At 52.3% G+C, this 13491-nt stretch carries 12 protein-coding genes and 1 tRNA gene; 7 read left to right on the top strand and 6 right to left on the bottom strand.

All coding sequences use genetic code 11. From position 1 onward, the window contains the following. Positions 1–26 precede the first annotated feature (26 nt). On the top strand, positions 27–347 hold the full coding sequence (locus SH287x_RS11110) for a ribosomal protein L7/L12 (RefSeq protein ID WP_479514381.1): 321 nt from the start codon (positions 27–29) through the stop codon (positions 345–347). Positions 348–392: 45 nt separating this feature from the next. Here SH287x_RS11110 and SH287x_RS11105 read toward each other — a convergent pair whose 3' ends face one another. After that, complete coding sequence (locus SH287x_RS11105; RefSeq protein WP_479514380.1) at positions 393–1829, bottom strand: sensor histidine kinase; 1437 nt, start codon at positions 1827–1829, stop codon at positions 393–395. 173 nt (positions 1830–2002) lie between these two features. Then, the gene (locus SH287x_RS11100; RefSeq protein ID WP_479514379.1) at positions 2003–2746 is read right to left on the bottom strand and encodes a sugar phosphate isomerase/epimerase family protein; all 744 of its coding nucleotides are present in this window, start codon (positions 2744–2746) and stop codon (positions 2003–2005) included. Between the two features lie 349 nt (positions 2747–3095). On the opposite strand from SH287x_RS11100, the gene SH287x_RS11095 reads away from it, so the two are divergent. Together SH287x_RS11095 and SH287x_RS11090 are read left to right on the top strand one after the other, a co-directional pair. Continuing rightward, positions 3096–3686 carry a hypothetical protein gene (locus SH287x_RS11095; protein WP_479514378.1) on the top strand — a complete coding sequence of 197 codons (591 nt, stop codon included), beginning with the start codon at positions 3096–3098 and terminating at the stop codon, positions 3684–3686. Between the two features lie 351 nt (positions 3687–4037). Continuing rightward, positions 4038–4226 (top strand): hypothetical protein, encoded by a 189-nt coding sequence (locus SH287x_RS11090; protein ID WP_479514377.1) that lies wholly within the window; start codon positions 4038–4040, stop codon positions 4224–4226. 42 nt (positions 4227–4268) lie between these two features. Here SH287x_RS11090 and SH287x_RS11085 read toward each other — a convergent pair. The 3 genes from SH287x_RS11085 to SH287x_RS11075 form a co-directional block, all read right to left on the bottom strand. Further along, positions 4269–4342, bottom strand: a tRNA-Arg gene (locus SH287x_RS11085). An 85-nt stretch (positions 4343–4427) separates the two neighbouring features. Next, on the bottom strand, positions 4428–5360 hold the full coding sequence (locus tag SH287x_RS11080) for a hypothetical protein (protein WP_479514376.1): 933 nt from the start codon (positions 5358–5360) through the stop codon (positions 4428–4430). A gap of 424 nt (positions 5361–5784) precedes the next feature. Further along, a complete protein-coding gene (locus SH287x_RS11075) occupies positions 5785–6933 on the bottom strand; it encodes a XylR family transcriptional regulator (RefSeq protein WP_479514375.1) in 1149 nt (382 codons plus the stop codon). Between the two features lie 184 nt (positions 6934–7117). Here SH287x_RS11075 and SH287x_RS11070 point away from each other — a divergent pair, with 184 nt between their 5' ends. Together SH287x_RS11070 and SH287x_RS11065 are read left to right on the top strand one after the other, a co-directional pair. After that, the gene (locus tag SH287x_RS11070; RefSeq protein WP_479514374.1) at positions 7118–7948 is read left to right on the top strand and encodes a DUF1559 domain-containing protein; all 831 of its coding nucleotides are present in this window, start codon (positions 7118–7120) and stop codon (positions 7946–7948) included. Between the two features lie 103 nt (positions 7949–8051). Next, positions 8052–8438, top strand: a complete 387-nt coding sequence (locus SH287x_RS11065; RefSeq protein ID WP_479514373.1) for a hypothetical protein — start codon at positions 8052–8054, stop codon at positions 8436–8438. Positions 8439–8576: 138 nt separating this feature from the next. On the opposite strand, the gene SH287x_RS11060 is transcribed toward SH287x_RS11065, so the two are convergent. Further along, positions 8577–10094 (bottom strand): sulfatase, encoded by a 1518-nt coding sequence (locus SH287x_RS11060; protein ID WP_479514372.1) that lies wholly within the window; start codon positions 10092–10094, stop codon positions 8577–8579. 327 nt (positions 10095–10421) lie between these two features. Between SH287x_RS11060 and eat the strand changes: the two genes are divergently transcribed. Both eat and SH287x_RS11050 read left to right on the top strand, forming a co-directional pair. Beyond that, complete coding sequence (gene eat, locus SH287x_RS11055; protein WP_479514371.1) at positions 10422–11927, top strand: ethanolamine permease; 1506 nt, start codon at positions 10422–10424, stop codon at positions 11925–11927. Positions 11928–11977: 50 nt separating this feature from the next. Then, positions 11978–13363, top strand: coding sequence for an ethanolamine ammonia-lyase subunit EutB (locus tag SH287x_RS11050; protein WP_479514370.1), 1386 nt, complete (start codon positions 11978–11980; stop codon positions 13361–13363). Positions 13364–13491 lie beyond the last annotated feature (128 nt).

Here is a 13491-nt window from a genome sequence, read left to right as displayed (position 1 = left end):
GCAGTCTTTTCAACAGGAATTCATCCATGGCGGCAACAGCAGGGCTACTCATCGCAGGCGGGATTGCCGTGGTGTTGGGGTTATCGGTTCTCTTTCTGCTTGCAGGGGGCCTACTCGGGATCGGAACGACGCACAAGCCCATGGATCCCCATGAACAACAGAAAATTCGCCAGACAGCCTATGATCGTTTTGACAAGCTGGGACTGAAACTTCCCGATTCTACCAAGCATGAGATCATTGAGTTGACCACTCAGCACCAAAAGATTCAGGCCATTAAAGTATTGCGAGATGCCGCCGGCCTGGGATTGCGTGAGGCCAAGGAGGCTGTCGAGTCTTTGACCGCATGATCTTGATCGAATCAAAGCTGCTCCCGCTGTTGTTCGGTAACAGCTTCACGAGACCTCTTCGATGGGGAATTCTCCCTTTTCATCTCCTGAGGAGAGATGATCCAGCTCTTTCAAAGCCTCGTTGGTGAGAAAAACGGTGAATGTCGAACCGCTGGATGTCGACTCCGTCAGTTCAATTCGCCCATGAAACTGCTGTTCAATAATGTTGCGGCAGACAAATAACCCCAGACCTGTGCCAGTTGATTTGGTTGTGAAGTACGGCTGAAAAATCTTCGCCCGGCTAGCCGTATCGATCCCGTGGCCGTCATCGCGAATATCGATTCTCAGCCATCCCTGTTCCACAGATGTGGCAATGCGGATCATCCCCCCCTCTTCTGTGGCGTCGAGAGCATTCAGAATCAGGTTCAAAAAAACCTGCACCAGTTGATCACGCAACGCGCGAACACGTGGGACACCTTCGGCAAAGGCCGTAATAATCCGTTTGCCTTTCTTGCGCTTATAGTATTTCGCAATACTCAAAGCGGCACCGAGCACCTCGTGAATATCGCAATTGGTTTCAATGTTCGTGGCAGGTCGGCTGAAATCCACCAACTCGCGCAATGTCCGCTGGATGCGACGCAATTGGTCATCCACCAGATGCAGTTTTTCCCTGGTGTGGTTATCGATATCGCGACGATTCAACATCTGCACGAGAGAACTGATGGCAGCCAGCGGATTTCCCACTTCATGGGCAATCCCTGCGGCTAACAATCCGAAGGCGGCCTGTTTTTCATGCTGAACCAGCATCGCCTGAGATTCCTGAAGTTGCCGGGTTCGTTCGCTGATGCGCTGCTCCAGTTGCCCCTGATTTTGTCGCAACACCTGATTCAGCGACACGAGCCGGCGCCCGGCACGCTTGAGCAGACCTGAAAGCGAAACCGTCGCCCAGGTGACCCAGGACATCAGCACCAGCATAAAGACGAGAGCCGCCCCTCGCTGGCTGGTGAGTGGCGCATTGAATGTTAGAGCGGCATAGCTGGCTGTATGAAGAAACAGAGAGAGATAAGTCATCCATGCGGGATGCCTTAAGGCACAGACCAGCAGCGACAGAAAGTAATAGAATCGAAACGGGCTGAGCAGCCCTTCATCGAAGTAACAAAGCAGCCCAATGAAGACCGCTTCCATGCCGGAAATCAGCAGGGGAGCTGCATCCAGAAACACAAGCCCGCGAAAACTATACCACGTATCAACGATGGCATAGATGGCTCCTAGCGTGAGAATCGCGTTGAGAATGAGCTGGTTCTGACCACTTCCCACCACGTTTACCAGCACGAATCCCACCAGCACACCAAACCAGCGAATGCGGACGGTGATGCTCTCAGCGGCGAGATCCCAATTCAATTCGTCCAGAGGAGTCCGGCCATTCGCTTGTGAAAGCAGGGAGGATTCTCCGGCTGCGGACACGACAGGTGTTGCAGGAGCAGCCGAGTTTCCTACGCTCATCACGATTTCGATCCCCTCGACCAGCGACACCCTGTGAACGAGACCCTCATGGGGAGGTGATCGTTCACATCAAGGCCGATCGTGTCTCGTCACTGGCCTGAATATTGGGAAGAACCGTCACCAAAAAGGGGAGCAGGTGCCCTTAAAATATCTTGGGAAGACAGCATGTCGTTTTAAAGCTGGCTTTCCAACAAGAGACGCATTTTGCGAAGTTCCAGTGTTCGCTCGGTTCCTGAAATCAATTCAGGGTACATTTCGACAGAGAGAGCACGGTGATAGCTGCATCGCTCTAACTGGCTGATAATGCGGCCGTAATCGACCTCTCCCAGCCCGACAGGCACCTGAAACTGCGTAGGTGAGGTGTCTCGCAGGTGGGTATGATAAGTGTAAGGGAAAACGGGGTCGATGGACTGGTTTGAATGAGGGCCACAGATCACCGTGCTGGGATCAAGGGTGATTCCCAGTCCTTGAACCGATTGGCAAAGCTCCACTGCCGTCCGGGGATCTTCAGTAAGCGTTGATGTCTTCATTTTCAACGAAAGGCGGATACCAGCAGTATTCGCAATGGCCAATCGATTGCGCAGACGATCAATTTCTTCGTTGAAAGGGGTTCCCAACGATCCGGCTGGCAATGTGATCTGCGTGATCTTCAGCATCTTCGCCAGTTTACAAAGGGATTCAAACGGCCCCGATGCAATATCGTTTTCCAGGGTAATGGCAACAGGCGCCATACGAGTGACTTCACGGTATTGCTTGGCAAATCGTTCTGGATTTTCAGCAACGACAGAAGGCTTCAGATGCTCGGAAGCATCATCCATCCATATTTCAAGTTTGTCGTAGTGAAGATCCGAAATCAGCGGACAGGCATCGACAAATGGAATTTCCGAGAAACATCTCGAAGAGATCGTGACGAACATTTGCCCCTCCCTGACAACCTGCAACACTTGCCGGAATTCTGCAGAAAGGACTGGATAACAAGCCCAAAACCACAGGAAACAGCTTTATCTGATTTGCTATAAACCTAAGCTGAAGAACAGCTTCTGCCTAATCGAGCGAATGGCCGATCCTTGGCCTTCGACGCTATGAGACTTTAGCCGGATTGGGCTGACCCTGCAAGGCGTTCCGTCTGTAGTGCGTATGCCGGAGAGACTTGGCAAATCAATTATTCTTGTTTTGACGCGAAACAGCCGATAACCCTTACTGAGAGTCCAGAGAAGTCTTCTCTGGCGAGGGGGTATTGGTTCGGACGGTGGGAGAATGGCGAGAATGAACTCGACATCATCGCTGGGAATTCTGGCGTTAGGTATTGCAGTCCTGTTTTCAGGCTGTCAGTCAACAAATCAGACAGTGCGCGGTCAAACGCCCTATGTCTTGGCGGATGGTTCCCCCGTGGACCAGGCCACAATTCTGAACCAGGAGCGAACACAGGCTCCTCTGATCGGGTCAGCTCCGGCATATGGCCAGCACGCCAAGGCTCATGCCAAGCACCACGATTATTCGTTGCTGCCACAAGCTCGCAACCATAATTATGGTTTTGACGGCGGTTATTACGCTGGCAATGAAGGGTACTTCACCGGTGCTCAAGGGCAGATTTACACCAACCATAATCGCTACGGAATGGGACATGGCCCAGGTGCTCAGACTGGTGATGGCTGCCCGGAATGTCAGAACGGTAACGCTTGCCCCCCTGATGGCTGCCGAAAGTGCGGTAAAGGTTGCGGTTATCCCCACAACCACCACACCTATCGTCATGTCTGGCCACAGAATCTCAGCTACCCCACATCCCCGGTTCCTGCCGGAATGGTGCAGTACCCTTACTACACCCACCGCGGCCCGACGGACTTCTTCATGAAGTAACGCATTGCGGCTCAAACTCATTTCAGTGAAAAAGCCTCATAGAAATATGAGGCTTTTTTCGTTGACCGTTTGAAGCAACATCCTGAAAACGGCTTCTTTGTTGCTGTTGGTTCCTTCCAGGCAGCCCTGTTTCGAGCGGCTTCATGCAAGTCACTTTATTCATGCGGTTACGGTAAGCCCTTCTGTCAAGTTACTCAAAAGTCCAACTGCGACTTTATTGAGTAACCCTAATAGGCTGCTGAAGAAGCCCGCACTATTGCCGGTGAACAGTCAGCGCTAGTGGATCACCAAGTCAGAAATCGACCGGGCATACCATTCGCTGGTTTCCGGCTTACCATAGCGACCGAGATCATGATCTCTTCCCTGGAAGCGGACAAGGGCTTGGCCGGAGGACTTGCGAAGAGTCAGACGGGGGACGCCGGCGTCTTGGGCGGCAAACCACGCTGGAAAGAGGCGATCCTCGATGATCTCACAAAAGTGGTAAGAGTACCAATTTCTCAGGAGTTTCGAGCCGCACTACGAACCATCTACAGAGAATAGATTGGTACGCTAAGTCTTGCGTCCTGGATGACTTGCGGAAAATGCACCCCAGTGGAGTCGAACCACTAACCTACGGTTCCGAAGACCGTTGCTCTATCCAATTGAGCTAGGGGTGCGTCTGGCTTTGATTGGCCAAGCCATGGGGAGGGAGTATCTCGATTGTGCGCTCAGTTTGCAAGCCGATCAGGCAGGAGCAGCCTGTTACGGTCGAGGACTTTTTGGTTTGGCTCCTTCTTCAGGAACTTCCTCCGGGAAGTATTCACGAAGCATGACACGAGATCCGGGTTTCATGTCACGGACTTCAAGGATCAGCATTCCTTTTTCCGCTGAGCGAAAAATGGTTGTCAGCTTGTAGTCGATCAGCAACGGATTTGCTGTTGTCGGTTTCCATCCCTGGGCTTGAAGAAGTGCTCGCATTTCCTCAATGAGCGGCGTTGGCTCAGAACGACTGTCCCAGCCGACCTGTGTCAGTTGATCCGAATATTGAACAGCCGTGGCATTGGCGGAAATCGGGAGATCTGCTGAACGAAGGGATGATGAGTACATCACCATGGTCTTGCCCCCTTGAGCTGGAGCCGCTGAAATCATCACGTTCAGCAGCATGCCATTCTGGCTGAAAGTGAGCATCGGGCCAGCAGATCCATAAGGTTTCCATCTCGAGGCCAAAAGCTGCTTTTCAATGATTGATGTCGTTGTCGGGGCATCCGTGGGAGCCATGAACATGGCCTGAGCGGGCGATTTGATGATGAGCTGAGAACCCGCAGGAACGGGCAGCTTATCGAGCGACAGGTTCCCATGAGGTGTGATCGAGATTCGGGATTTCTTGCCAACTTCAGAAACCATCAGAGAGATGCCGTAGCCGTTCTTTTCAAACATGCCGGAAGCGACGGAATCCATTGCTGAGGTTCCCGGGAGTTCTTTCCAACCGGCTGCTTTCAGTTGATCCTGATGAAATTTGAAAGCCTCGGTCACTTTGCCGGCGGCATCATAGCTCAGCCACATGGAAGGCCGGCGTGTGAGGGTCTCTGCCCCAGGTGCTAACTTCAATTGAGAAAGATCAATCACCTGGCGGGCTTCCGCGGTGGTGGGGATTTTGGCTGTTGATGATCCCCCCTGTGATTGAGCGGTCGGCATGGAAAGGCATATCAGGGAAGTGATGATTGTGCAGATCAGAAAAGTCCGGTTAGCGGCCCGGAAGTTGTCGAAAAAACTGTTCCCACATGGTTGCAAGGAATTGACCGTCGTGAGCGGCATGCGAGCGTTCCAATAAATACTCGAGACAATTTTCCGTTGAGAGGTCACCAGACATCATACAACTGGCTCAGAAAAAATTCCTTAAGCCAATCTCTCGCGAGTTACCGTCTGCGCGAATGTCCTGGTTTTGATGAGATCTTCAGGCGGGCTTGAATTCACACTGACTGAGAGCCTGTCTGAGAATCCTCTGTATTTCTCATCGCAATAGGCGACCCTATATCGGGAACCAAGTGCTCCCCCTCATCCGGCCTGCGGCCACCTTCTCCCTCGAGGGAGAAGGGTTTGAGAGTTTCAGGATAGGCACTTAATGTGAGCGTTGGTGGCGACGGAAGTCGCCGGGGGTGATCTCTTCGCTTGAACGAAAGGCTGTGCAGAAATATTGGGACGATGAAAAGCCACAACGGATTGCAATCGTCTCAATGGAGAGTTCGGTTTCAATGAGGAGTTTGCGAGCCGCTGCCAGTTGAACACGCATGATTTCTTCTTTGGGGGATCGTCCCAGAAGCAGTCGCGTTTTTCGTTCCAGGGTACTTCGTGAGAGCAATGCGTGTTCAACGACATCACTCACATCGATTCCGTTACAGGCATTTTCTCTAATAAAGCGAACGGCACTGGCAATCTGCCGGTCATCGATTGCCACGACATCTGATGACTGCCGATTAACGATGCCGAGTGGTGGAACCAGTAATCGTTCTTTCCCTGGAGAGGTTCCCTGCATCCAGTCATCAAGCAGGCGAGCAGCTTGATAGCCAATCTGCTTGGCATCATAGGCCACACTCGAGAGAGGTGGCCTTGCCATCGTGCAGAGTGTTTCATCGTTCTCGGCTCCGACAATAGCAGCTTCCTCGGGAACAGAAATTCCCGCTCGCTGGCAGGCATCGAGCAACCAATACCCCAGTTGATCCGTGCAAGCCATCAGACCGACAGGTTTAGGAAGCTTCAGCAGCCAATTAACCAGTAATTCCTGATGTTTTTCCCATTCTGTGGGTTGCTCCCGATGATCAGGAGCACGGAACGATTCAACGGGATGCCCGGCACGAATAATTGCCGCCGTGAAAGTCTCGCGCCGTTCGGCGAAGTAGTCTTCAACATCCAATTCGTAGACACCGAAGTGACGAAACCCTCTTTCCAGCAAATGGGTGGCGACCATCTCACCCAGCGCCACGTTATCAACACCCACAAAGGGAAAAGGTGTGTTCAGCTTGGTTGCTCTTAACTCCACGGTGGGGACATTCACCTGGATGAGCGCCTGGGCCATGGTTTCAGAACCTGTGCGCGTCAGAATTCCATCCCCTCGCCATTGAGACAACCAGGCGGGAGGGCGGGAATCGAGTGCCCGTAATTCCAAGTACATTGACCAAGGCTCGTGCTCTGCCACATAGCGATGAATTCCTCGCAGGAGGTCTCTCCCATAGCTGCGAGAGGTTTCTATGAGTAGCGCTACGTGTTTCATTAGGTAATAACACCTGTTCTGGCCGCCGGGTGACGCAATTTGACGCAAAAGCGAAATTCTTTTCCGCAATATTGTAATGACAGACAGTTAAACAAAATTCAATATGAGAGTTTGTTGATTTCAAGTCTTGCCTTCTGACTTCCTGTCATCTTGTTGTCCCTTCTTCTGGTTCAAGGAGTGCCTCATGAGCACCAACCGCTTCCGCCGTGCGTTCACGTTGATTGAACTGTTGGTGGTGATTGCCATCATCGCGATTCTGATTGCGCTGCTCCTGCCGGCTGTCCAGCAGGCACGAGAAGCGGCCCGCCGTACTCAATGCAAGAATCATCTCAAGCAACTCGGGCTGGCGTTACATAACTATCACGACACGCACAATGTCTTCCCGCCTGGAAGCATTTATCAGAATCGCTCCAGCACCAACTATACAATGATCAACACTTTTGTATTTATACTGCCGTATGTCGATCAGGCACCACTTTATAAACTGTGGGATTTTAATGTTCCTGTAGATCACTCCAGTAACATCAATGCTGCGAAAGTGCCGGTTTCTTCCTACTTCTGCCCCTCAAAACCTAGAGGAGCAACCTCAGGCGGAAATACGGCTTATGGTGACTATGCTGTCTCTGCGGGAACTGGACACACTAATAGCGGCGTTAGCACCAGTTGGGTCGGTCTCTTTAACCAGAACAGCAATATTAAAATGAGAGATATTACTGACGGAACATCGAACGTTTTTGCAGTGGGAGAAAAAAGAACTGTCCAATCCACGACCTTAACAAGTCATCAGTATCGTTGGGGGTGGCATGCCTGTCGGAACACGACGTCACATATGAATCGAAATGTGGAGACTGGCTCCTTTGATGATAACGATGCGAATTTTGGAAGTGACCATGTAGGCGGCACCCACTTTGTCTTTGCCGATGGTGCTGTCCGTTTCCTCAGCGAAAATATGGATAAGCAAACTTATCGCTGGTTGAGCACCCGTGCGGACGGAAACACGGCATCACCCGAATAGGCTGGTTCATAGAGGGCACTCTGCGTCCGATGCTTATTGCTGATGGCTTGGGAGAATGAAAGTGGAAGCTCGATTACGAATAGCAGCTCAATATAGAGATCTCATGCAAAAAACTCTGAGATTTTCATGGGTTGCAGCATCACTGGCCATGATTGCGCTGTTGTCGGGGTGTGGAGCCGCTAAAAACGACACTCCCAGCGCGACCGTCAGTGGCGTTGTCGAGTTGGACGGTGCGCCTGTCGGGCCTGTTGGTTTAATTTTCTATTCAGGCCATCTGGGCAAGATTACAGAAGTTGAGACGGAGGAGAGCGGGCAGTTTTCTGTGAAAGAGACCATTCCACCCGGCAGCTATCTGATTTGCCTCAGATCTTCGGCGAAAGGGAAGACGCCCGCAGGGATCCCGCAGAAGTATTTTATGGATACCTCCACGGATCAGCACCATGTGCTGGAATCCGGTCCAAATCGACTCGTGATCTCTTTGAAGAAGTAGTGCGAGATCACTCATTTTATTCGTGGAGTGTCCCAAACGTGGTCATGAACGTCTGGGACACTTCTCACTTCCCACTACTAGCATTATCGCTATTTACTGACTGTGCTAGCTTTTCAGGGTATTTAGCGCTTTTTGCGATCAGTCATCAGACGATTGAGCAGCAGCGGCTTTAGCTTTCTTTCCTTTCCCCTTGCCCTTCCCTGGCTTTTCAGTGGACGCTTTGGTTGAAGGTTCATTTTTTGTGGGCATGGGTGCCTGAATCTTCTCGCGCCAGGCATTAAGCCGGGCCAGAAGTTCTTTGGCTTTTTCTGGTTCAGCAGTGGCCAGGTTTTTGGTTTCGCCGACATCATCGGAAAGACGATAGAGTTCCAGGTGTCCGTCTTCGAGGAATTCCATCAATTTCCAGTCGTCCGCTTGAATCAGGCTGACCGGTTTGGTGCGCCATTCCCCTTTTCCAGATCCCAGATAGCCAGGGAAATGCTGGAAGATGGCGTCTCGACTCAGATCTGACTCGGGAGACTTCACTAAAGCCACAAGGCTTTCTCCATCGAGCACATGCTCAGGCTTTTTCGCTCCAGTGAGTTCCAGCAACGTCGGGTAGATATCCACGTGGATGGTGGGGACAAGGCAATCACTTCCCGCTGGTGCCACGCCCGGCCAGCGAACGATGAGTGGAACACGAGTTCCTCCCTCGTATAAGCTTCCTTTTCCGCTACGAAGGGGAGCGTTGTCCGTAATGTCGTTTCCTTTGGTGATCCCTTCGCGGCGATATCCACCCACGCCGCCGTTATCGCTGGCAAAAATCAGGATCGTGTTGTCTGCCAGTTTGAGATCATCCAGTTTTTGCATGATCCGACCGACGCTTTCATCAATGCTGGCGATCATTGCGGCATAGACAGGGTTATTGTGCCCGCCCACACCCGGCTTGTTTTTGAATCTTTCGACCAATTCTTTTTTTGCGTGATGTGGGCTGTGCACTCCAAAGTGAGGCAGGTAAAGGAAGAACGGCTCTGACTGATGGCGATCAATAAAATCCACCGCACGATCTGTCAGATAATCAGCAAGGTACTTCCCTTCCGTGTCGGACTGAGGAGGATTTGTTTTGAAGTTGAAATGAGCACCATTGGACTCAATCGCTTCATCAAACCCACGTTTTCCGGGAGAATAGGCTCCGTTCTGGCCAAGATGCCATTTGCCGAACATTCCCGTTTTGTAGCCAGTCATTTTAAGTTGATCAGCAATGGTCGCTCGATCGAGCGGCAGGTTCGTCATGTTATCGACAGGGCGTAAGGGCTGGCTTTGCCAGTCAAACCGGTCGATGTTGCCAACGGTATAGATTCCCGTTCGTGCCCCGTATTGCCCTGTCATGAGTGCCGCTCGTGTGGGAGCACAGTTCTGGCAGTGATGGTGTGAACGGAAGGAAACTCCCTGTTGAGCGAGGCGATCGATATTCGGAGTCTCGTAATACTTGCTGCCGTAACACCCGACATCTGTTCCTCCGAGATCATCGGCCAGTACGAAGATGATGTTGGGACGTGTGGCAGGTTTGGAATCAGCAGCAAAGCCAGGGGCCATGAATAGCCATCCCCAAAGGCATAGCGAGACTGTGGGCACTAATGACCAGCGTGATTGCGGTGGAATTTGAGGGAATGTCATCTGTGTGAACCTCTTCGAGAAAAGACAGTGATGCCGCTGGTCTATGACAGATCCGTGCTGTGATAGAACGATCCAGGTGGCTTTATTGAACTGCCGATCTGACGAGTCACGCAAAGTCGGTGAGCTTGGCACGTGCTGTTCGTAGCCGCTCGCGCATCTTGTCCAGGCATCGAATCAATTTAGCAAGTTCCACTTTTCAGTGCCTCAATACGCAGGTAATGTGGCCACATATTCGGTGATGCGCCCTCGCCGGACAATGGTTCTGAATTTCGTTCCTATGGCAATTTTGCCGAGAGGTTACGGGATTCCTGCAGGGTGAAGATTGCGATGACAAGTGACGGGTTGGCCGCAAGTGGACATGCACCGGAACTCCAGAAGAGTCTGGGGCCATGGACACTCTGGGGATTGGGTGTCGGCTATGTCATCGCCGGAGAGTACTTCGGGTGGAACATTGGTTTACCAGCAGGTGGCACTGGCGGATTGCTGGTCGCCTTTGTGCTGGTAACGATCATGTATATCGCGTTTGTGCTCAGTTATGCCGAACTGGCATGCGCGTTACCGAAGGCGGGCGGTGGTTTTGTCTATGCGCTCCGCGGTTTGGGGTCCTATGGCGGGTTCCTCACAGGGATCGCTCAGCTCATTGAATTTGTCTTTGCTCCGCCCGCGATTGCGATGGCGCTGGGGGCGTATGCCGTTACGAACTGGCCGGGAGTTGACCCGAAGCTGGTGGCTGTCGGCTCGCTATCGGCCTTCACGCTGCTGAATCTTGTGGGGGTGAAGCAGGCGGCTCTCTTTGAGTTGGTCGTGACGGTGCTGGCTGTGGGAGAGTTACTGCTATTTATGGGAGTGACCGCACCGCATGTCCGTACGGAACATCTTCTGGCGAATGCCTGGCCCAGTGGCTGGACAGGAGTGATTGCCGCACTGCCCTTTGCGGTCTGGTTTTATCTGGCCATTGAAGGGGTTGCCAATGCCGCTGAGGAAACGAAGAACCCTCAACGGAATGTGCTGATCGGGTTTGGTACGGCGCTCGCCACGTTGGTGTTTTTGGCCGGTGGCGTGTTGATTTGTGCTGTGGGTGTGGGTGGCTGGGAACGAGTGGTCTATCAGCCGGAACAGGTTTCTCTTGTGGGCGAATCGCTGACAATCACAGAGCCTGGCAGAATGTCAGACAGCCCACTTCCTTTGGCCTTAGGTCAGATCATGCCCAGCACTCATCCTTTGTATCAGTTATTGATTGGGATTGGTGGATTGGGTCTGATATGCAGTTTGAACGGGATTATTTTTGCGGCTGGCCGATCACTCTTTGAGATGGGGCGTGCTGGTTATCTTCCCTCGAAACTGGCTACGATCCAGCCGCGAACACATGCTCCGTGGGTGTCATTGGTTGTCAATTGGGGATTGGGAGTGCTGGCTGTTTTGTTTTTTGACACGGCTGGCATGATCACGATTTCGGCCATGGGAGCGGCATTGCTGTACATTCTTTCGATGGAGGCACTGGTGCAGCTTCGGTTGAAAGAACCCGATTTACCACGTCCTTATCGCGTGCCGTTTTATCCTCTCATGCCGCGACTGGCTCAATGGCTTTCGATCGTGCTACTGTTAGCCATGCTGTGGCAAAATTTGAATTCAGGGAACTGGAAAGCGTCATTAAGTCTTCAATTTCTGGCCTGCCTGCTCCTGGCGACAGGCTATTACCTGATGGTCATTCGTCCGGGCTTCTCTCTTGAACAAACGGCAAGTTTGCCTGCTCCCAAAATCAACAATTCGGGGATGGGCAAGATGGAAATGAATGCGTTAAGAGTTCCAGAACCGGGAGCCAGCGAGTCATAGGGCTGATGATTTTCTGCTGTGTCAGAATGAATCCCTTTAAGTGAGTCTTCATGAGAGTCTGGCGAAGTCATCTGGGTTCGACGACATGGGTCTTTGAGGGCTTGGGGGAATTGCTCGCCAAGGCTACGGCCCGCCGCTCAGGTGATGAGTTGGCAGGCATTGCGGCCCGTTCGGAAGAAGAGCGTGTTGCGGCTCGAATGGCGCTTGCTGATGTCAGGCTATCGGACTTCCTGGAAGAGATGGTCATTGATCCTGAGGTTGATGAAGTCTCGCGGTTGATTCAGGAATCGCATGATCCAGTGGCTTTTTCCACGATCCGCAGCCTCACGGTGGGTGAGTTTCGAGAATGGTTGCTGAAGTATGAGACAACCAGTGAAGTCCTTGCCCAGGTTTGTGCGGGTATCACTCCGGAGATGGCAGCGGCGGTCAGCAAACTGATGAGGAATCAGGATCTGGTGCTGGTGGCCAGCAAGTGCCGGGTGATCACAAAATTCCGCAATACCATTGGGCTTCCCGGCAGGCTTTCCGTACGGTTGCAGCCCAATCATCCGACGGATGATCTGCGGGGAATCGCGGCGTCAATTCTCGATGGCTTGTGTTACGCCTGTGGTGACGCGGTGATCGGTATTAATCCCGCGACTGACAACGTTCCGCGAACGACGGAACTTTTGAAGTTACTCTCCGAATTGATTGAAACTCATGAGATTCCGACTCAGTCGTGCATTCTGGCACACATCTCCACCACGATGCAGGTGATGGAACAGCAAGCTCCGGTGGATCTGGTGTTCCAGTCGATCGCGGGGACAGAACAGGCGAATCGCAGCTTCGGCATTTCGTTGAGCATGCTGGATGAAGCCTGGCAAATGGCGAAAGAGCTTCGCCGGGGAACAATCGGCGACAATGTGATGTACTTTGAAACGGGTCAAGGTTCCTGTTTATCGGCGGGTGCCCATCATGGCATCGATCAGCAGACGCTCGAAGCTCGTGCTTACGCGGTCGCCCGGCGCTACCAGCCTTTATTGGTTAATACCGTCGTGGGGTTCATTGGCCCGGAGTATCTATATAACGGTAAGCAAATCCTGCGGGCGAGTTTAGAAGATCATTTTTGTGGCAAGCTGCTGGGGCTGCCCATGGGCTGCGATGTCTGCTACACAAATCATGCGGATGCCGATCAGGACGATATGGATGTGCTACTTTCCATGCTGGGCATGGCGGGTGTGAGCTATATCATGGGGGTGCCTGGTGCCGATGATATCATGCTCAATTACCAATCCACGTCATTTCATGACAGCCATTACTTGAGACAAACCTTAAAGCTCAGGCCGGCGCCTGAATTTGAACAGTGGTTGGTTGAAACCGGGATTATGGATGAATCGGGACACTTGGCGCCGGTGACTTTGCAGCATCGTCTGGCTCAGCATCTCAGCCTTCGGTAGTGCCGTGTCACGGCTTTGTCTTCGGGTTGATGCCGCCGCAACGTCCTCCGTTGTCGGACTTAACAACAGAAGAGACCCGAAATTTATACTTTGACAATGCAGTAGTCTCCTGTGGGAATGACTAAGGA

The sequence above is a fragment of the Planctopirus sp. SH287 genome (genome assembly GCF_056500625.1).
Note: the sequence above shows the minus strand (reverse complement) of the source record. Positions and strands in the feature narration are given on the sequence as shown.